The organism is Yersinia frederiksenii ATCC 33641, from assembly GCF_000754805.1.
GTDB classification, from domain to species: Bacteria; Pseudomonadota; Gammaproteobacteria; order Enterobacterales; family Enterobacteriaceae; genus Yersinia; species Yersinia frederiksenii.
On sequence record NZ_KN150731.1, the window covers coordinates 4308954 to 4330202 of the forward strand.

Genomic DNA, 21249 nt, shown 5'->3' on the forward strand with positions numbered 1-21249 from the left:
ATACTCTACGCGGTTCGAATCATTCATCTAAGCGTAACTCAGATTTTGACTGATGCGCTGGTACAATGCTTTGTTCATTTTTCGAATGATAAAATAAGTTTTGTGTCATGGCTAGTGCATTGGTGCTTTTTGACTGGTTTTTGGTGACATTTATCACAGAATAGGGGGTTTTAATTTGCGTTACGAAATAAATTTTTTACACTCCGCAATGAGTAATACGTGTCGTGAATAAATAAAAGTGTGCCATGCGTTTTTCTAAAAGGTAGTGAGTCAATTAAATAAACTACTTAAAGGGTCCGATATCGGACGAATAGGGGGAAAGGTGAATATTCTTAGTTACTTGCAGAAAGTGGGTCGGGCTTTAATGGTCCCTGTGGCCACACTGCCTGCAGCCGCGATACTAATGGGTGTTGGTTACTGGATAGACCCAGTCAGTTGGGGTGGTGATAATGCACTGGCGGCATTATTTATCAAATCCGGTGCTGCCATCATCGATAACATGTCTGTGTTGTTCGCAATTGGTGTTGCTTACGGTATGTCAAAAGACAAAGACGGTGCTGCTGCACTGACCGGCTTTGTGGGATTCTTGGTATTAACCACGCTGTGCTCTCCAGCTGCGGTTTCGATGATTCAAAAGATCCCGGTTGATCAGGTTCCTGCTGCTTTCGGCAAAATCAACAACCAGTTCGTGGGTATTCTGGTCGGTATCATCTCAGCTGAATTGTACAACCGCTTCAGCAGCGTTGAACTGCCAAAAGCACTTTCCTTCTTCAGCGGTCGTCGTCTGGTTCCAATTCTGACCTCTTTCCTGATGATCGTCGTTGCTTTCATCCTGATGTACGTATGGCCGCTGATTTATAATGCATTGGTGACCTTCGGTGAATACATCAAAGATATGGGCTCTGTTGGTGCGGGTATCTATGCCTTCTTCAACCGCTTGCTGATCCCCGTCGGCTTGCATCACGCCTTGAACTCCGTGTTCTGGTTTGACGTTGCTGGTATTAACGATATTCCTAACTTCCTGGGTGGCCAACAGTCTATCGATAGCGGTAAAGCTATTGTCGGTATTACTGGTCGTTATCAGGCCGGTTTCTTCCCTATTATGATGTTCGGTTTACCGGGTGCGGCGTTGGCGATTTATCACTGCGCACGTCCGGAAAATAAAGCCAAAGTGGCGGGTATCATGTTGGCGGGGGCATTTGCAGCCTTCTTCACCGGTATCACTGAACCACTTGAATTCTCCTTCATGTTCGTTGCACCGGTGCTGTACTTTATTCACGCCGTGCTGACCGGTATTTCTGTGTTCATTGCCGCCAGTATGCATTGGATTGCAGGCTTTGGTTTCAGTGCTGGTTTGGTGGATATGGTGCTGTCTTCACGCAACCCACTTGCCACCCACTGGTACATGCTGATTCCACAAGGCCTGGTGTTCTTCGCCATTTACTACGTGGTATTCCGTTTCACCATCCAAAAATTCAACTTACTGACTCCAGGCCGCGAACTGGCTGTTGAAGGTAGTGAAGAAGATGGTTATGACGTCAATGTTGATAAGAACCCAGAAGTTAACGAAAGTGAAATTAATGGGTTAGCGCGTCGCTACATTGGTGCTATCGGTGGTTCAGATAACCTGACTGGCATTGATGCTTGTATCACTCGTCTGCGCCTGAATGTGAAAGACTCTGCACAGGTTAATGACAGTGTTGCCAAACGCTTAGGCGCTTCTGGTGTCATCCGCCTGAACAAACAAAGTGTGCAAATTATTGTCGGTACCCGTGCAGAACTGATTGCTTCGGCCATGCGTAATGTACTGGCAGGTGGCCCGGTTCCGGCGGCAAGCAGCACGGCTGCTGCAGCTGCTGCCAAGCCTCAAGCGGTGGTTAATACCGCGAAAACCGCCTCTCTGGTATTGGTTTCTCCCATTACCGGTGATGTTGTGGCTCTGGATCAGGTTCCTGATGAAGCCTTCGCCAGCAAAGCGGTGGGTGAGGGTGTTGCTATTCGCCCGACCGATAAAACTGTCGTTTCTCCGGCGAACGGTACCATTGTTAAGATCTTCAATACTGACCATGCTTTCTGTCTGGAAACTGAAACCGGCGCGGAGATTGTGGTTCATATCGGGATTGATACAGTGAAACTGAACGGCCAGGGCTTTGCTCGTCTGGTTGAAGAAGGTGCCACTGTCGTTGCTGGTCAGCCAGTGCTGGAGCTGGATCTGGCTTATCTGAATGCCAATGCGCGCTCAATGATTAGCCCGGTTGTTGTCAGCAATATTGATGATTATGCCGGTATCTCAGTGTTGGCGGGCGGCTCTGTTGTCGCGGGCCAAAGCCCACTGTTTGAGGTTCGTGGTAAATAATCAGTTTAAGATTCGCGCTATGATGTACTGAATGACTGGCCTGAGTTTTAAGCAACCTAGCGGGAAGAGAGCGATCTCTTCCCGTTTTTTTGTTTTATTTACTGTAACAAACGGTTGTTTCCGGGCCGGGCTTGTTGGATTATATGCGGTTATATTTGTTGCGTTTGCATTGAGGAATAGAACAATGAGTGAGGCAGAAGCCCGCCCAAGTAATTTTATCCGTCAGATTATTGACGAAGACTTAGCCAGCGGCAAACACACGTCGGTTCATACTCGCTTCCCGCCGGAGCCTAACGGCTATCTGCATATCGGCCATGCGAAGTCTATTTGCCTGAACTTTGGTATTGCACAAGACTATCAGGGCCAATGTAATCTGCGTTTTGATGATACTAACCCCGTGAAGGAAGACGTGGAGTTCGTTGAGTCAATTAAACACGATGTAGAGTGGTTAGGCTTCACCTGGAGCGGTGATATACGTTACTCCTCAGACTATTTTGATCAACTGTACCAGTACGCTGTGGAGCTCATTAACAAAGGGCTGGCCTATGTCGATGAGTTAACCGCTGAGCAGATGCGTGAATATCGCGGCACATTGACAGCGCCGGGTAAAAACAGTCCTTATCGTGACCGCAGTGTGGAAGAGAACCTGACACTGTTTGAAAAGATGCGTGCGGGTGGCTTTGCTGAAGGTACAGCGTGTCTGCGCGCTAAAATCGACATGGCGTCGCCATTCATTGTGATGCGCGACCCAGTGCTGTATCGCATTAAGTTTGCCGAGCATCATCAGTCGGGTAACAAGTGGTGCATCTACCCGATGTATGACTTTACCCACTGCATTTCCGATGCTATTGAAGGGATCACCCATTCACTTTGTACACTGGAGTTCCAGGACAACCGCCGCTTGTATGATTGGGTGTTGGATAATATCTCCATTGAATGCCACCCACGTCAGTATGAGTTCTCGCGCCTGAATCTTGAATACACCATTATGTCTAAGCGTAAGCTGAACCAATTGGTGACTGAGAAGGTGGTGGAAGGCTGGGATGATCCACGGATGCCAACTATTTCAGGTTTACGTCGTCGTGGTTATACCGCCGCTTCTATCCGTGAATTCTGCCGCCGTATTGGTGTGACCAAGCAAGATAACAACGTTGAGATGATGTCACTGGAATCTTGTATCCGTGATGATCTGAACGAAAATGCGCCACGGGCTATGGCAGTTCTTGATCCCATCAAGGTGATTATCGAAAACCGTGCCGCTGGGGAAGAGTGGCTGACGATGCCAAATCATCCGAATAATCCGGACATGGGCACTCGTCAGGTACCATTCGATAGCGAAATTTATATCGATCGCGCTGACTTCCGCGAAGAAGCTAATAAGCAATATAAGCGTTTGGTGCTGGGTAAAGAAGTGCGCCTGCGTAATGCTTATGTTCTTAAAGCTGAGCGTGTTGAGAAAGATGCCGAGGGTAATGTCACCACGCTTTATTGCAGTTATGACCCAGAAACCTTGAACAAAGACCCTGCTGACGGCCGTAAAGTGAAAGGTGTTATCCATTGGGTATCTGTTAAGCACGCCTTGCCAGCGGAAATTCGTTTATACGACCGTTTGTTTAGCGTACCAAACCCAGCGGCGGCGGACGACTTCCTGTCGACCATCAACCCTGAGTCTTTGATTATCCGCCATGGCTTTGTTGAACCAAGTCTGGTTGCTGCTGTACCAGAGAGAACCTATCAATTTGAGCGTGAAGGTTATTTCTGTGCTGATAGCCGTTATTCACGTCCAGATGCTTTGGTGTTTAACCGCACTGTAGGTCTGCGTGATACTTGGGCAGCGAAAGCGGCTAATTAATCTTTAGCCCTCAGTATTAGTAGAGCAGGCGTGGCTTAGTCCACGCCTTTTTTATGGAATGTTTTTTTTATTAAACACCGATTCCTCCCCCTCTTTATCCTCTCGTTGTACTGTATCCCTTGGTCAATCTCGAAAGATCGCTTTCCTTTCTCTCTTGAGAGCACCTGTCTGTAAGTCTTTCTTAAATATTCGCTTTACGAATTAACTGAATAAATATCACTGTTTTTTCAATAAAAACGTATGTTTTATTCAATAAGCTGAAACCATTCAAGATGTCAATGAGAGACTATTTTCACTCAAGGTCTTGCTGTTATGCATTGTTTTTAAAGCTTTTGTGAGCTCTGTAATATTTTTTCACAGTTATGTGCTCGTTGTCATACTTTGAATAATTAGCTTCTTTTTTGATTGATAATTCGCGTCGCGAAAAATAGTCTGTATCCCAGCAGCAATCTTCAGAGAGTTTATTTTTCGCAAGATCAACTGCTGGTGGAGATTTCTTCCCGGCAAAAATTTTACCCACTTAGGGTTTCTTTGAGGCTAAGTCTGTAAGCAGTGGTGAATACAGGCAAAGCACTTTAAATGTGATGTCAAAGAGGAATTTTTTTATATGGTTATGCACGGTGCTAAACGTAAAACGTTAGCGCTCGCAGTCGCGGGTGCAGTGTTAGGAACGGGCTTTATGGCAACCCCAGAGGCCAGAGCTGAAGGTTTTATTGATGATTCGTCACTGACCGGCGGTATTTACTATTGGCAGCGTCAGCGTGACCGTAAAGATTTAACGCCAGGCAGTGCTGAATACGGTAAGTATGTCGCCAACCTGCATCACTCCACCTTTAACGCCAATCTAGACTTCTCCTCCGGTTATGCCGCAGATATGTTCGGCATTGACTTAGCGGCTTTTGGCGCGGTTGAAATGACCAACAGTGGCCCAGCGGCACCAAACGAAATTGGTTTCAGTGATGCCAAAACCCGTTGGGATGAAAAGTGGACTGGCGATAAGAGTGGCGTCAGTGTTTACAAAGCGGCAGCCAAATTCAAGTTAGGCAATTTCTGGGCGCGTGGTGGTTATATCCAACCTACCGGCCAGACACTGCTAGCACCACATTGGAGCTTCATGCCGGGGACTTACCGTGGTGCTGAAGGTGGCGCGAAATTTGATTTCGATACTGCCGGTGCTCTGTCCATGTCTTATATGTGGACTGATGAATACAAAGCTCCGTGGTATCAGAACATGTACAACTTCCGTCAGGCCGACGGTAAAACCGGTGTGAGCTACCTGCATTCATTCGGTGCCAAATATGACTTCAAAAATAAACTGGTACTGGAAGCTGCATTCGGTCAGGCCAAAGACTACATGGATCAGTATTTTGCCAAGGCATCTTATGCCTTCCCGGTTGCTGGCAATGATCTGCGTACTTCCTACCAGTTCTACGGTGCAAAAGACAAAGTTGATGGCGGCTTCAAAGATGTTAATGACGTCTATGACGGTCTAGCTTGGTTACAAGCATTGACCTTGGGCTACACCACTGGGCCACTTGACTGGCGTTTGGAAGGAACGTGGGCCAAAGCTGATGGTAATCAGGGTTACTTCCTGCAACGTATGACTCCAGGTTATGCGACCTCAAATGGTCGTCTGGACGTGTGGTGGGATTCTCGCTCTGACTTCAACGCCAACGGCGAAAAAGCGCTGTTCGGTGGCGTGATGTATGACTTGAAAAACTGGAATATGGCCGGTTGGTCGGTCGGGACTTCTTATGCGTATGGTTGGGATGCTAAACCAAGTACCAAGCCAATCTTTGACCAGAATGTGCGTCTGAAAGAATCTGCATGGAACTTTGATGTTCTCTATACCCTGCAAGAAGGCCGGGCGAAGGGCACATTATTCAAATTGCATTACACCATGTACGACAACCATACCAATATTCCAAGCTATGGCGGTGGTTTCGGTAACGTATTCCAGGATGAGAAAGACATTAAGTTCATCGTAATTGCACCATTTACTATCTTCTAATTTTTTGATTGCCATCCCCGGTAACTCCCCGGGGACTTAATGGAGTGCAGCCATGAAGAAACTACTTTTTGTTCTTGCCGCGGTGGTAGGGCTTAGCGCCTGTGCACCACAAGGGCCGGTTCAGCCAGAAGATAGCAAACTTAAACAAGCTTATAGTGCCTGTATCCAGGCTACCGAAGGCTCACCAGAAAGACTAATACCTTGCAAAGCGGTGCTGAACGTCTTGCAACAAGAGAGAGCCCATCAGGCCTTCACTGATAAAGAGACGGTGCGAGTATTGGATTATCAGCGCTGTATTGATGCGGCTCATACCGGTAACGGCCAAGCTTATGACGCCCAGTGCGGCAAACTATGGCAAGAGATTCGCAACAATAATTAATCGGCAAAAAGAACAATCTGCGGCACCAATTAATCAGCTACAGAAATTGAAACTAACAATAATTCTGCCAGCAGTAATACTTCCAGTAGCAATGTTGGCAGAAATTATTAATTACGGATGAGGTTAGTGATGAACAAATTCAAATTAAATGCGTTAGCGGCGATAACCGCAACCTTTGGCTTGATGGGGTACGCCAACGCGGACACCACCAATCAACAGATTGTTGACCAGCTAAGTACCTTGAAAGTTAACTATAAAATATTAGATAACCGTGCGGCTGAGAATGGTGTTGATTGTGCCAAGTTGGGTGCCGATTGGGCATCATGTAATAAGGTATTGATTACTCTGACCAACACCGGGGACGAGATCACAGGCCAGGATTGGGCCATTTACTTCCACAGCATCCGTCAGATTCTGACTGTAGATAACGACCAGTTCAACATTACCCACTTAACCGGTGATCTGCATAAAATTGAGCCGACGGCGAAGTTCACCGGTTTCCCGGCTAATCAGGCGGTTGAAATCCCGATAACCGGTGAATACTGGCAGTTGTTTGCCACTGACTTTATGCCGCGCTGGTATGCTACCTCCGGCGATGCTAAGCCAAAAGTACTGAAAAGTACCGATACCGAGGATATCAACGAATATCTCACCCAGTTTACCGGCGATCACTGGAAACGCACCAAAGACGATAATAATGTATTGATGACGCCAGAGTCGCGTTTTGTTAAAAACGAAGCAGTGAAAACCTTAGCGGCGGCTAGCCTGCGTGGTCAAATTATCCCGACACCGATGGCGGTGACAGTTCACCAGCAAGATGCAGATTTGAGTAAAGGTGTGGCACTGGATTTGAGTGTCTTGCCTAAGCCAGCCGCTCAAGCTGCCCAGCAGCGTTTTGAATTACTCGACCTGACCGTCAATTCGGCCGGCTTCCCGATTAAAACGTCAATTCTGCCAGCGGCCTTTAAAGGTGATTTGGCGGTTTCCGGTGCTTATGAGCTGAAGATTGGTGAGAAAGGCGCGCAAGTCATTGGTTTTGATCCCGCAGGGGTGTTTTACGGCTTGCAATCGATCCTCTCTTTAGTGCCGACTGATGGCAGCAAAAAAATCGCTACGTTAGATGCAAAAGATGCGCCACGCTTCGAATACCGAGGTGTTTTCCTCGATGTTGGACGTAACTTCAAAACCAAAGATGCGGTGCTGCGCCTGCTGGATCAGATGGCCGCTTATAAGCTGAACAAATTCCACTTCCACTTGAGTGATGATGAAGGCTGGCGCATTGAGATCCCTGGCTTGCCGGAGCTGACCGATGTGGGGAGCAAACGCTGCCACGATTTGACTGAAAATACCTGCTTATTGCCACAATTGGGTTCTGGCCCGGATAGCAATAATCTGGGTTCCGGCCACTTTACCCGTGATGACTACATTGAAATTCTGAAATACGCTAAAGCTCGCCAAATTGATGTAATTCCTGAAATTGATATGCCAGCCCACGCCCGTGCGGCAGTGGTATCGATGGAAGCGCGTTACAACAATCTGATGAAGCAGGGCAAAGAGAAAGAAGCTAATGAATTCCGTTTAGTTGACCCAACAGATGACTCTAACACTACGTCAGTTCAGTTCTATGAGCGCAAAAGTTATCTAAACCCATGTCTGGATTCATCGAAGCGTTTTGTCGATAAAGTGATTGGCGAAATGGCCCAGATGCACAAAGACGCGGGCATGCCATTAACCACCTGGCATTTTGGTGGTGATGAAGCGAAAAACATTCGTCTGGGGGCTGGTTTCCAAGACAAAAATGGCACCATTGAGCCGGGCAAAGGCATCATTGATAAGAGTGTTGAAGATAAGCCGTGGGCTAAGTCTCAGGTATGTCAGGACATGGTCAAGCAAGGCAAAATTCAGGATGTTGAGCATCTCTCCAGCCACTTCGCTATTGAAGTTAGCAAACTGGTTAATGCCCACGGCATCGAAAAAATGCAGGCTTGGCAAGATGGTTTGAAAGACGCTAAGGATTCGAAAGCCTTTGCTACCAAACGGGTTGGCGTTAACTTCTGGGATACCCTGTATTGGGGGGGGGCTGACTCCATCAATGATTGGGCCAATAAAGGTTATGAAGTGGTTGCCTCTAACCCGGATTATGTCTACTTCGATATGCCTTATGAAGTTAATCCGAATGAACGCGGTTACTACTGGGCGACTCGTTTTAGCGATGAAGCCAAAGTTTTCAGCTTTGCACCAGATAACATGCCGCAAAACGCTGAAACCTCGGTTGACCGCGATGGTAATCATTTTAGTGCGAAGAGCGATAAGCCATGGCCGGGCGTACATGGTATTTCAGGACAATCGTGGAATGAAACAGTACGCACTGATAAACAGATGGAATACATGATTTTCCCTCGCGTATTGCCACTGGCCGAACGAGCCTGGCACCGCGCCTCTTGGGAGCAGGATTATAAAGCGGGCCGTGAGTACCAAGGTGGCGAAACACATTGGGTCGATACTGAAGCATTGAACACCGATTGGCAGCGTTTCGCTAATATTATGGGCCAACGCGAATTGGCAAAACTGGATAAAGCCGGTGTTGCTTACCGCTTGCCGATACCGGGTGCGCGTGTTGTCAACGGCGTATTAGAAGCCAACATTTCCTTACCGGGGCTGATTATCGAGTATTCCACTGATGGTGGTAAGCAATGGCAGAAGTATGATGCCAAGCTGCAATCTACAGTCAGCGGTGAGGTGTTAATCCGTTCAACCAGCCCAGACGGAAAACGCAGTAGCCGTGCTGAGCCAGTGAAAGTTTGATTATTGTTTTTAACGTGCTGTGTCTGATGTTATCTCCTGTTTGCTAGGTTCTTTAGGTAAACAACATTAAGTGAAGTTGAGTTGATGGTTTTTCCCCCGGCAAGTCCGGGGTTTTTTTTGCTCCCAATACAGACATAATCACCAGATAAAGGCGGTGAAATTGATGTCGAAATTAATAGCGGGCAAACATGAACAACTGAGGGAGAGATAAATAAGAGTGACCACCTGGCTCCCGACTTAACGAGAAAGGTGGCCATCATGCTGATGGATAATGCGGTGGTTTAAACCCTAAGGCTAGGTAGTACTTAAAATATTAGCGCTTAAAATTTTTATAAAATCAATGCGATAATATGATGCCAAATAGGTTTCAAATTGCAGGTAGGTGGCAATTGAGAGAACCCGATGAGCTTACATTGAGTAAGTGGTTCGGGTGAGTGATAGCAGCCAACACACCTGCAGAGTCAAAGATGATGGGCAGACTTTATCTCTCGTCGTGCGCCGACTCATTTTCACGACAATTACCCACCTCACAGTGGCCGTACAGATACAGACTATGATTGGTCAGCTTGATACCATGTTGTTTAGCAATTTTACGTTGTAGCGATTCAATCTCTTCATTACTAAACTCAATCACTTTGCCGCAATCCAGGCAAATTAGATGATCGTGATGCAGCTTCTGCGTCAGCTCAAAGACTGATTTACCGCCTTCGAAATTGTGGCGGGTGACAATGCCGGCATCATCAAACTGGTTCAGTACACGGTATACCGTCGCCAAACCAATTTCTTCACCGATATCGATCAGCTTTTTATAAAGGTCTTCCGCGCTGACGTGGTGGCACTCCGGATACTGCAACACTTCCAGAATTTTAAGCCGGGGCAGTGTTACTTTTAAGCCAGCGTTTTTTAAGGCTTTGTTGTTGTCAGTCATGCGGATTCAGTCCTGTTACTATCGATTCAAATTAAGGCTGTTCAGCCTATGACATCCGTGGCGCAATAATTACAATTGCGTCTCATTATAGAACTGCTAGCCCCAAATGAAAACCGTGGTTGTTAACAAAGATATAATTACACACTTTGCCCGATTAATCATGCAATGTATTGATGAATGGGATTGTTGCATCATTTAAGTATAAGGTCGCTACCGGTAACGTTACAAATTTGTAGCGATTTATTTTCATTTTGCACGCATCATGCTGCTGATTTGTGGACTGCTTAACAAAGCTCATTCTGATAATAAATTAAACCAGCCATATTTTGTGGTTATTGGCTTCTGCAACATGGAGTTAAAGGTTGGGGGTAGAAAAAAGGACATCAAAGGAGAACTTGAGTTAATGGAAACGCTGGCGATATTTAATACCACCTTAGCGTTTCCTATTTGGCAAATTAACCGGCTAACTCGGCCAGATTCAGTTCTTCGCTGATCTGTTTTACCCAAGCTTCTACACGTTCATTGGTCAGTTCTGGTTGTCTGTCTTCATCAATGGCTAAACCAATGAAGTGATCATCATCAGCCAAACCTTTAGAAGCTTCAAAGTGGTAGCCTGCGGTTGGCCAGTGACCGACGATCGCTGCACCACGTGGTTCGATGATATCGCGCACAGTACCCATCGCATCACAGAAATATTCTGCGTAGTCTTCTTGATCACCACAACCGAACAAAGCAACCAGCTTGCCGTTGAAATCGATCTCTTCCAGTGTTGGGAAGAAATCATCCCAATCACACTGGGCTTCACCGTAATACCAGGTTGGGATACCAAGCAGTAGAATATCGAAGCCTTCTAAATCTTCTTTACTGCTTTTGGCAATGTCGTGAACCTCAGCAACCTCTTTGCCCAGTTGCTTTTGGATCATCTTGGCAATGTTTTCGGTATTGCCAGTATCGCTGCCAAAGAAAATGCCTACAGTTGCCATATAACTTAATACCTTTTTAATTCAAATAGTTGCGTTAAATTTCGAGCGTGTTGCCCAATAATATAACACATGTATAGGGCGACATCATGCCAGAAAACGCCATCTGGCTCATATCAAGTTTATGCGATATTAAATTTTTGTGAGTCGCTCAATCTTGCAGTGTCATTGCCGATAACCTTTGTGTAACCGGAAGGTTGCAATTTGCGGTGCCAGGGGGAAAACCGTCAGATGAGAGTTTGTCGGGAAAGGAGTCGTCGTTAGCTGTATGGAACGTCCTTTATTGCTTTTCGGTCATCAAATAACACCAGAGTCTCTAACGGTAACTATCCGATATATAAGGGGAACGAACATGCGGTTTTTAAAAAACATTACCATCAGGGCAGCATTACTATGGGTGCTTGGCGCTTTTTGTCTGCTCTGGGGCAGTGTATCTACTTATACGCTGTTATCACTTAACCAACTGACTCAATCTTCCAACGCCAATGCGGTGTTGGTTGAAAACATGAATTTGGTCAATCAGGGAACAGACCAATATTTCCGTATGGTAACTCGTCTTGCTCGCTCAGTTGATTATCGCCAAAACGGTAATATTGCGGACGCGGAGAAAGAACTCAATTCATCTAACGTCGCACTGGATAATTTGAAGAAAAAACTCGCCGAGTTTAAAACCATCGACCACGCACAGATTGATCCCGCTTTAGTCACAGGAGTGATTGATGGGTGGAGTGGATTAATTGATCAGGGCGTGACGCCGCTCTATCAGGCGGCAATGGACAACAATAGTGTGGCTTATCAGGATTTAGCGAAGAAAACTGTGCCGGCGTTGAGCCGCCAATATGGGGCTGTTGCCGAAACATTTAATCAGGCAGCATCGAAAGCCATTGGTGTGGCTAAAGATCAATTCTCGCACTTAACCAAAGTAAGCAGCATTACGCTTATCTCTGCGCTGGTCGCCGGTCTGGTGATTTTATTAGCCACAGACCGCTATCTAGTGGTCAATCTGGTACGCCCATTAGACGATATTCGTGCGCATTTTCGGGTTATTGCTTCTGGCCAGTTGGGGCGGCCTATAGTCGATTTTGGTCGTAACTGTGTTGGGCAATTATTCCCGCTGTTGCGCGATGTGCAGACCAGTTTGGTAAACACCGTACAAGCGATTCGTAGCAGCACCGATGGGATTTACCATGGTGCCGCAGAGATTTCTGCCGGTAACACAGATTTGTCATCCCGTACTGAGCAGCAGGCTGCAGCCCTCGAAGAAACCGCCGCGAGCATGGAGCAACTGACCGCCACCGTAAAACACAATGCTGATAATGCGCATCATGCCAGCCAATTGGCGGCTAATGCCTCAGCAACCGCGAAAAAAGGCGGGGTATTGGTGGCTGATGTGGTGAATACCATGAATGAGATTTCAGCCAGTTCACGCAAAATAGCTGATATCACGACTGTGATTAACAGTATCGCTTTCCAAACTAATATTCTGGCGCTGAATGCGGCAGTTGAAGCGGCCCGCGCCGGTGAGCAAGGCCGTGGTTTTGCCGTGGTGGCCAGTGAGGTCCGTAATCTTGCTCAGCGCAGTGCACAAGCAGCGAAAGAGATTGATAGCTTGATTAATGAGTCAGTTAGCCGAGTCAGCAGTGGTTCGGCGCTAGTGGAAAGTGCGGGTGTCACTATGGATGAGATAGTTCGCTCCATCACCAATGTGACTGATTTGATGGGGGAGATTGCTTCTGCCTCTGATGAGCAAAGTAAAGGTATTACTCAGGTCGGGCAGGCGGTGGCTGAAATGGACAGTGTGACCCAGCAGAATGCCGCATTAGTGCAAGAAGCTTCCCGAGCTGCGGCCTCACTAGAGGAACAAGCGACTCAGTTGAACCTGGCGGTTGCTGTGTTTAAATTACAATCAGATGAGGAGCGGGTAAAACCGGCAGCAAAACCGCGCGCGAAGGTATCAGCCGCAACGGCGGTCAGCAAGCCAGACAGCAATGCGAACTGGGAAACATTCTAAGCGAGTAGGGCATAAAGTAATAACGGCGTGGCGCAATGAATTACGCCACGCCGTCGTGGTAACCGAAAAGGTTAAAACCCGTCTTGTGAGTGCTCTAACTGAGCAAGTAACATTTGTTCAATTAGTTCACTGCGGCTGATATTACGCTGCTCTGCAAGGCTGTTGAGAGCATCGACGGCATCAGCATTAATCTTCAGTTCCACACGTCGTAAGCCACGTACTTTATCGCGTCGCAGTTGATTTCGCTTATTAATTCTAAGCTGTTCATCACGGGATAATGGGTTTGTTTTCGGTCGCCCCGGACGGCGTTCATCTGCGAACAGATCCAGCGTCGTGCGATCCGTTTGTTCTTTTGCCATAGGTAGCGGTACTACAAGGGATTTACATCAAAAAGCTTGATGATTTGGTTTACACGTTTCAAGTTGAGAACATAGATAGAATGCATTGAGTAACCTATTATCCTACAGCTTGAATTTGCATTTGCCACCAAAGCGCGAGGCAAATTTATAGCGCGCCATAATACCCCAGCCAACCGAGCAACGACAATGCTTTACTGTGAATAGATTGGGCTAATTTGTTCTTTTTTGCACAATTTTTCCACAGGTAATACATTTCTTTTCCCCAGGGAGTGATTTTTAAACAATCCTGCTGGCCGCCAACTTTATTCGGGATCAATAAAGCGGTGAATCGCACGCAATACTGAATCTGGTTTTTCTGCGTGCACCCAATGACCGGTTCCGGCAACGACATGGGCACGGGCTTGCGGAAACTGGCGAGCAATCTCATCGCGATAGCTGTCTTGGATATAGGGCGATAGTTCACCACGAATAAATAAAATAGGGTGTGGCCAGGGGGGAATGGGTTGCCAGCCAACAATATTTTCGTACTGATTCCACAGTGCTGGCACATCAAAGCGCCATTCACCATTGTGGAATGATTTTAATAAGAACTGAATAACACCTTCTTCTTTTATTAATTCACGCATCAGTTGGGCTGCTTGCTGGCGCTGAGTCACTCCCGCAGCACTGACTGCATTGATCGCCGCGAAAATCTGATCATGACGACGTACCTGATAATTAACTGGGGCGATATCAATGGCAACCAGCTTTTCAATGCGGTCTGGTGCAATGGCTGTCATTGCCATCGCGACTTTACCGCCCATAGAATGCCCAATGATAATCGCTTTCTCTATGGCGAGCTGGTCCATTAATTCCAGCACGTCTTGTGCCATATCCGGGTAACTCACCTGCGGCGAACGCGGAGATAATCCGTGGTCGCGCAGGTCTACCTGAATCACATCATGGTCTTGGTGCAAATCACGAGCGAGCACACCAAGATTATCAAGGTTACCAAATAGGCCATGAATTAAAATAATGGGCTGGGCTGGTGTGGGAGAAAGTGCGTTTTGTAAGCGGAAGTTTAATTTCATGGTGAAGTTCATACTGAGAGATATTGTGGTTAGGGTATCATGACTGGGTAAAGGTGTGCTGCTCCATGATTATTTGCCTTATCAGGTATATGTGGGTGATTGAGTTGTTACTGATGCGCAGAGCGGATTTATCCGGGTAAAGCCATGATAAAGGTACTCGTTAGCGCGCTTTGACTTTATAATCCTAAGATATGCATAAGAAAGTAGAAAACCGTACTGGATAAAGATGAAAACTATTGAACTCGACGAAGAACTTTATCGCTATATTGCCAGCCATACGCAACACATTGGCGAGAGCGCGTCTGATATTTTGCGGCGCATGCTGAAGTTTACCGCTGGTCAACCGGTACCCAATTTGCCTGCTAATAGTAATGATGCAGCCAAAACGGTGGTCGCGCCAGCGCCACGAGACCGGGTTCGTGCAGTGCGTGAATTGCTGCTATCTGATGAGTATGCGGAGCAAAATAGGGCAGTTAACCGCTTTATGTTGGTGCTATCAACACTATATACCTTGGATGCACAGGCATTTACTGAGGCGACAGAATCATTACATGGCCGTACCCGGGTTTATTTTGCCGGTGATCAGCAGACATTATTGCAAAACGGGACGCACACCAAGCCCAAACATGTCCCTGGTACGCCATACTGGGTCATTACCAATACCAATACCGAGCGTAAACGCAGCATGGTGCAACATATCATGCTGACAATGCAGTTCCCGCCGGAGTTGACTGAGAAAGTCTGCGGGACTATCTGATTTCATTTAACCATCCTCTTTTACCGCTGTTGTCTTTTAGTGTGCCATCAGGGGTAAAAGTGCAAGCTTATAGGGAGTCGTGACTGTGGCTAATCACCCTCGTGCCGGGCAGGCTGCTCAGCAAAGCGATTTGATTAATGTTGCTCAACTCACATCGCAATATTATGTATTGCAACCTGAGGCTGAAAATCCAGCCCATGCGGTTAAGTTTGGTACTTCTGGCCACCGCGGCAGTGCGGCGCGCCACAGTTTTAATGAGGCTCATATTTTGGCTATTGCTCAGGCGATTGCTGAAGTTCGTCACCAGCACGGTATCACTGGCCCATGTTATGTGGGTAAAGATACCCATGCATTGTCTGAACCGGCTTTTATTTCGGTATTGGAAGTGTTGACGGCGAATGGTGTAGATGTTGTGGTGCAGCAAGACAATGGTTTCACCCCCACTCCCGCTATTTCCCATGCCATTCTTTGCTATAACAGCAAAGGTAAAGATCTGGCTGATGGCATTGTGATTACGCCATCACATAATCCACCTGAAGATGGCGGCATCAAGTATAACCCGCCCAATGGTGGTCCAGCAGACACCAATCTGACCTCGGTAATTGAAAAGCGAGCTAACCAGTTACTCAGCTTGAAATTGGACGGAGTTAAACGTCAGACACTCGATAAAGCCTGGAAAGGCAATCATCTGCGTGAGCAGGATTTGATTCAGCCGTATGTTGAAGGTTTGGTTGAGGTGGTGGATATCCCCGCCATTCAAAAAGCAGGCCTTAAGTTAGGCGTTGACCCACTCGGCGGTTCGGGTATTGCCTATTGGCAACGTATTGGCGAGTACTATAAGTTGGATTTGACGCTGGTTAATGATTCCATCGATCAAACTTTCCGCTTTATGCATCTGGATCATGATGGTGTGATCCGCATGGATTGTTCGTCAGAATCTGCCATGGCGGGTTTATTGGCTTTGCGCGATAAGTTTGATTTAGCGTTTGCTAACGACCCGGATTATGATCGTCACGGCATTGTAACTCCTACCGGGTTAATGAATCCGAATCATTATTTAGCAGTATCAATCAATTACTTGTTCCAGCATCGTCCACAATGGGGTGCTGATGTGGCGGTCGGTAAAACACTGGTATCCAGTGCGATGATTGATAGAGTGGTGGCCGATTTGGGCCGTAAACTGGTGGAAGTTCCGGTTGGGTTCAAATGGTTTGTCGACGGATTACACGACGGCAGCTTTGGTTTTGGTGGTGAAGAGAGTGCTGGGGCATCTTTCCTGAGTTTTAATGGCAAACCTTGGTCGACGGATAAAGACGGCATTATCATGTGTTTGTTAGCGGCTGAGATCACGGCTGTTACCGGCAAAAATCCACAGCATCACTATGATGATCTGGCTAAGCGCTTTGGTGCTCCAAGTTATAACCGCATTCAGGCTCCGGCAACTCAGGCGCAAAAGAATGCTCTGTCTAAGCTCTCGCCTGAAATGGTGAAAGCGAGCACACTAGCAGGCGACCCTATCACTGCCCGTTTGACCACTGCACCGGGTAATGGCGCGTCTATTGGTGGCCTGAAAGTGATGACCGACAATGGTTGGTTTGCTGCCCGGCCATCAGGTACTGAAGATGCTTATAAAATTTACTGTGAAAGTTTCCTTGGCGCTGAACACCGCGAAAAGATAGAGCAAGAAGCGGTAGAGATTGTTAGCGAAGTTTTGGCGGGCGCGAAGTAATTTGCATAACGCCTGACTCACAGCAAAGAGGTAGCCGATTGGCTACCTCTTTGACTTAATGACGGTCTCTTTGACTTAATAGATGGTCATGGCAATTAACCTAAAGCCACCATCAACGCACCCGCAGTAATTAACGCCACTCCCAATCCGGCAATCAGCGATATTTTTTCGCCAAACAGAACAAAGGCGAGAATAACAGCAAAAACGACGCTGAGTTTATCAATGGGAGCCACTTGCGAGACATTGCCGTTTTTAATCGCCATAAAGTAAAATAGCCAAGATAGGGCACCTGCCACACCGCTGAGGATGATAAACAGCAACGCTTTTTTATCTGCCAATACCGCACCGACTAAATTAAACTTCCCTTGAACCACCACGACGCCAACTAAAAATAGCGCCATTACCACCGCGCGTACCGCAGTTGCAGTATTGGCATCTAAATGTTGTAAACCGATTTTACCGAAGATAGCGACCAATGACGCAGTGAGAGCCGAAAGCAGCGCGTATATTAACCAGGTGCTCATAATAAATAAGACCTATTATCATTAAAAATGTAATGCTACTCTGCCAAACTGGTTTTTTCTAGTCTTGATCTAAAGCATCAGGGTGGATAAATCGTTATGGAATAAAGCGATAGCCAACACCGGTTTCAGTTAACAAATGTTTAGGGCGCGTCGGGTCTATTTCTAATTTCTGACGTAAATGCCCCATATAAATGCGCAAATAGTGGCTGTGCTCAACATAATTAGGCCCCCATACTTGGTTAAGTAATTGGCGTTGGGTTATCACCTTGCCAGCATTAGCCAATAGTGCCGACAGCAAACGAAATTCTATTGGCGTCAGGTGCAGGTTTTCACCGGCTCGGGTGACTTGACGGTTAATCAAATCGACACTGATATCGGCAAAATTGACCAGTGGGCTTTCCTGACTACCGCCGCTATGGCGACGCAAAGCCACCCGTACCCGAGCCAGTAATTCACTGATCCCAAAGGGTTTACTCAAGTAATCATCAGCTCCGGCATCCAGTGCCGCAACTTTATCCTCTTCACTATTACGTGCTGATAACACGATAATGGGAATCGCACTCCACTGGCGTAGATCTTGGATATAACTGAGGCCATCACCATCCGGCAGGCCCAAATCTAAAATAATCAGATCCGGTTTGCGGGTACCGGCTTCAATCAAACCCCGCTGTAGAGTATCACTCTCAAATACCCGCCAACCCTCACTCTCCAGCGCAATACGAACAAAGCGCCGGATCTCTTTTTCATCTTCAACAATCAGGATGTTAGTCGGGGATATGATCAAATCTCCTCAGTATCACTATTCTCACTTTCAATTTCCGGTGCTTTTTCCAGTGGCAAAATAAAGTGGAAACTGGCACCGCCAGCTTGATTGGGTTCAACCCAGATACGGCCGCCATGTACATCAATAATGGCACGACAAATGGCTAAACCCAAGCCCACACCTGGAATAGCTGACTCTTTGTTACCACGGGAAAATTTATCAAAAATCAGCTGTTCCTGCCCAGGAGTCACTCCAGGGCCATTATCCCAGACTTCCACCTGCAACCATTCACCTTGCACTACCGCTCTAATCCCCAGCAAAGCATCAAAGCCCGCGTATTTATGGGCATTTTCCAGCAGATTGATAAACACGCGTTCTAACAAGCTGCCATCGCAGTTGATTAGCACCAATTCATCGGGCAGTTCGACATTAATGTGGTGGTGATTGAGGGCAGTTTCCAGCATATGTAATGCGCTACCGACAATCTCTTCGAGTGATTGCCACTCTTTGCGCAGGTTAAAACCGCCAGATTGAATGCGCGCCATATCCAATAAATTATTGACCAGCCGAGTGGTACTCAACACTTGCTGGCGGATCTCACTCGCTTGCGGGGCATGCCGCGAACCTTCGGCGGCCAAATCCAGCGTTAATATTTCGGCTTGACCGAATAATACGGTTAGCGGAGTTCGTAAGTCATGGGAAAGTGCTGCCAGCAGTGAGTTACGTAACTGCTCCCGCTCAGCATCCAATTTTGCCAGCTCAGCACTGCGGGCCAGATGCAGTCTTTCCAGCGCATTGGCAATCAAGCTGGTAAAGGTTTGCAGTAAGCGTTGCTGTTCCGGCACCATTAATTGGCGCAGGTTTGCCGGTTCAATGGCTAATACGCCAAAAGTCTGTTTGGATGCGGTTAGTGGCAGTAATTGATAAGGCACTCCCGGTAAAGTATCCGTCCCGGCACCCGCAGGTGCTCCTTTGTCAAAACTCCAGCGGGCGATGGCTTCATCGACAGAAAGGCTGCCCCTTTCATCAGTAGCGACTTGTTGTAAACGGCCATCTTCCTGTGGCAACAACAAGTCTGTTTTGGCTTGAAAACTGCTGGAAAGAAAGTGGCGGCTAGTTTTGGCAATATCAACAGGGGTGAGGGCACGGCTTAATCCGCGCGACATTTCATACAGGTGCCGGGCGCGTTGCTCACGATAGCGAGCAATTCTGGCCTGATAGCGCACACCGGCGGTTAAATTCCCCACCACGATACCGACAATCAGCATCACACCAAACGTCAGCAGATACTGCACATCGGTAACTGCCAGTGACCAGTGGGGTTGGACAAAGAACAGGTCAAAGCTGGCGACATTAATCACTGCCGCTAATACAGAAGGCCAGCGGCCATAAAACAGCGCGATGATAACCACGCCCAGCAAGTAGACCATGACCAAGTTTGCCTGATCGAAGCCGGGTATTAACCACTGTGATAGTAATGTGATTAGCGCACATAAGCCGATGGCGGCTATACAGCCGCGCAACTGCATACGCCACTTTTCAGTAAAAGTGCGCGAGTCCGTTTCTTTGGTAACACTGCCGAGGTTATCCCCCTCCAGTGAGATAATCACTAAATCCAGGTCCGGCCCCAGTTTACCGAGGCGGTCAGCAAAACTGCCGCGCAATTTCCAGGGTTTTTCTACCCGGCGGCCAATGATGATTTTCCCCAGATTATGTTCACGGGCGTAGCGCAATACCGCCTGTTCTTCCCTGGGTTCTGACAGTGTGGCGGTTTCCGCCCCCAACTCTTGCGCCAATTTAAGTGTCCGCAAGATGGCGCGGCGCTTGGCTTCCGGCAGTGCATGCAGACGTGGGGTTTCAACATAAACCGCATGCCAGATACAACCCAGACGAGCAGCGAGCCGGGCGGCGGTCCGTACCAATTTTTCATTACCGCTGTTATGACCAATGCATAAAAGGATGGCATCGCGGGTATGCCAAACTCGCTCTCGCCCCTGAGTATCTCGAAAGGCGCGCATCTGGTCATCAACACGGTCGGCGGTGCGGCGCAGAGCCAGCTCACGCAGGGCGATTAAATTACCTTTACGGAAAAAATGCTCGATGGCCCGTTCGGCCTGACCGGAAATATACACTTTGCCTTCATTCAGGCGCTGGCGCAGGTCATCCGGCGGCAGGTCAACCAGCACTACTTCGGTGGCTTCATCGAACATATGGTCAGGAACGGTTTCCCGCACCCGAATTCCGGTGACGCCGCCAACCACATCATTCAGACTTTCCAAATGTTGCACATTCACGGTGGTCAGCACATCAATACCGGCGTTCAGCAGTTCCTCGACATCTTGCCAGCGTTTAGGGTGACGGGAGCCCTGGGCATTACTGTGTGCCAACTCATCCATCAGGATAAGCGCCGGGTGGCGGGCCAGTGCGGCATCTAAATCAAATTCACGGACTTGACGGCTGCGGTGATGGATGCGTTTTTGTGGCAGGACTGCCAACCCTTCCAGCAATGCGGCGGTTTCGCTGCGGCCATGGGTCTCCACGACGCCGACCAGCACATCCAGCCCCTGACTCCGTAAGCGCTGAGCCTCTTGCAACATGGCGTAGGTTTTACCCACTCCGGCGCAAGCCCCAAAGAAAATTTTCAGCCGGCCACGGGTTTTTTCATTAACCGCTGCCAGCAGGCTATCGGGGTTGGGGCGGGTTGGTTCTGCATCCACCATTATCT

General features: G+C 47.7%; 16 protein-coding genes. 8 read left to right on the top strand and 8 right to left on the bottom strand.

The window, feature by feature from the left end; translation table 11 throughout:
• Positions 1-322: 322 nt before the first annotated feature.
• On the top strand, positions 323-2356 hold the full coding sequence (nagE, locus tag DJ58_RS02900; RefSeq protein ID WP_032912071.1) for an N-acetylglucosamine-specific PTS transporter subunit IIBC: 2034 nt from the start codon (positions 323-325) through the stop codon (positions 2354-2356).
• 184 nt (positions 2357-2540) lie between these two features.
• Positions 2541-4208 (top strand): glutamine--tRNA ligase, encoded by a 1668-nt coding sequence (gene glnS / locus DJ58_RS02895; protein WP_004712465.1) that lies wholly within the window; start codon positions 2541-2543, stop codon positions 4206-4208.
• A 310-nt stretch (positions 4209-4518) separates the two neighbouring features.
• Here glnS and DJ58_RS0122010 read toward each other — a convergent pair whose 3' ends face one another.
• Positions 4519-4728, bottom strand: coding sequence for a hypothetical protein (locus DJ58_RS0122010; protein WP_032912073.1), 210 nt, complete (start codon positions 4726-4728; stop codon positions 4519-4521).
• 87 nt (positions 4729-4815) lie between these two features.
• Between DJ58_RS0122010 and chiP the strand changes: the two genes are divergently transcribed.
• The 3 genes from chiP (at position 4816) to DJ58_RS02880 (ending at position 9403) form a co-directional block, all read left to right on the top strand.
• Positions 4816-6219, top strand: coding sequence for a chitoporin ChiP (chiP, locus tag DJ58_RS02890; protein WP_004712466.1), 1404 nt, complete (start codon positions 4816-4818; stop codon positions 6217-6219).
• A 52-nt stretch (positions 6220-6271) separates the two neighbouring features.
• Complete coding sequence (chiQ, locus tag DJ58_RS02885) at positions 6272-6598, top strand: ChiQ/YbfN family lipoprotein (RefSeq protein WP_004712467.1); 327 nt, start codon at positions 6272-6274, stop codon at positions 6596-6598.
• 129 nt (positions 6599-6727) lie between these two features.
• The gene (locus DJ58_RS02880; RefSeq protein ID WP_032912075.1) at positions 6728-9403 is read left to right on the top strand and encodes a beta-N-acetylhexosaminidase; all 2676 of its coding nucleotides are present in this window, start codon (positions 6728-6730) and stop codon (positions 9401-9403) included.
• 481 nt (positions 9404-9884) lie between these two features.
• Here the strand turns inward: DJ58_RS02880 and fur are convergent, their stop codons facing one another.
• Both fur and fldA read right to left on the bottom strand, forming a co-directional pair.
• A complete protein-coding gene (gene fur / locus DJ58_RS02875) occupies positions 9885-10331 on the bottom strand; it encodes a ferric iron uptake transcriptional regulator (RefSeq protein ID WP_004712469.1) in 447 nt (148 codons plus the stop codon).
• A 455-nt stretch (positions 10332-10786) separates the two neighbouring features.
• Complete coding sequence (gene fldA / locus DJ58_RS02870) at positions 10787-11314, bottom strand: flavodoxin FldA (RefSeq protein ID WP_004712470.1); 528 nt, start codon at positions 11312-11314, stop codon at positions 10787-10789.
• Positions 11315-11663: 349 nt separating this feature from the next.
• Here fldA and DJ58_RS02865 point away from each other — a divergent pair, with 349 nt between their 5' ends.
• On the top strand, positions 11664-13322 hold the full coding sequence (locus tag DJ58_RS02865) for a methyl-accepting chemotaxis protein (protein ID WP_032912076.1): 1659 nt from the start codon (positions 11664-11666) through the stop codon (positions 13320-13322).
• A 71-nt stretch (positions 13323-13393) separates the two neighbouring features.
• Here the strand turns inward: DJ58_RS02865 and ybfE are convergent, their stop codons facing one another.
• Positions 13394-13681: a LexA regulated protein gene (gene ybfE, locus DJ58_RS02860; RefSeq protein ID WP_004712472.1), complete on the bottom strand. Its 288-nt coding sequence runs from the start codon at positions 13679-13681 to the stop codon at positions 13394-13396.
• A gap of 302 nt (positions 13682-13983) precedes the next feature.
• A complete protein-coding gene (gene ybfF / locus DJ58_RS02855) occupies positions 13984-14751 on the bottom strand; it encodes an esterase (protein WP_032912077.1) in 768 nt (255 codons plus the stop codon).
• Positions 14752-14977: 226 nt separating this feature from the next.
• Between ybfF and seqA the strand changes: the two genes are divergently transcribed.
• Positions 14978-15508: a replication initiation negative regulator SeqA gene (seqA, locus tag DJ58_RS02850; protein WP_004712474.1), complete on the top strand. Its 531-nt coding sequence runs from the start codon at positions 14978-14980 to the stop codon at positions 15506-15508.
• A gap of 85 nt (positions 15509-15593) precedes the next feature.
• The gene (gene pgm, locus DJ58_RS02845) at positions 15594-17237 is read left to right on the top strand and encodes a phosphoglucomutase (alpha-D-glucose-1,6-bisphosphate-dependent) (protein ID WP_032912078.1); all 1644 of its coding nucleotides are present in this window, start codon (positions 15594-15596) and stop codon (positions 17235-17237) included.
• A 95-nt stretch (positions 17238-17332) separates the two neighbouring features.
• Here pgm and DJ58_RS02840 read toward each other — a convergent pair whose 3' ends face one another.
• The 3 genes from DJ58_RS02840 to kdpD form a co-directional block, all read right to left on the bottom strand.
• Positions 17333-17761, bottom strand: a complete 429-nt coding sequence (locus tag DJ58_RS02840; RefSeq protein ID WP_032912080.1) for an EamA family transporter — start codon at positions 17759-17761, stop codon at positions 17333-17335.
• 94 nt (positions 17762-17855) lie between these two features.
• Positions 17856-18545: a two-component system response regulator KdpE gene (kdpE, locus tag DJ58_RS02835; protein WP_032912082.1), complete on the bottom strand. Its 690-nt coding sequence runs from the start codon at positions 18543-18545 to the stop codon at positions 17856-17858.
• Positions 18542-21244, bottom strand: a complete 2703-nt coding sequence (gene kdpD / locus DJ58_RS02830; protein WP_032913274.1) for a two-component system sensor histidine kinase KdpD — start codon at positions 21242-21244, stop codon at positions 18542-18544. The genes kdpE and kdpD overlap by 4 nt, the downstream gene beginning before the upstream one ends.
• Positions 21245-21249: the final 5 nt, after the last annotated feature.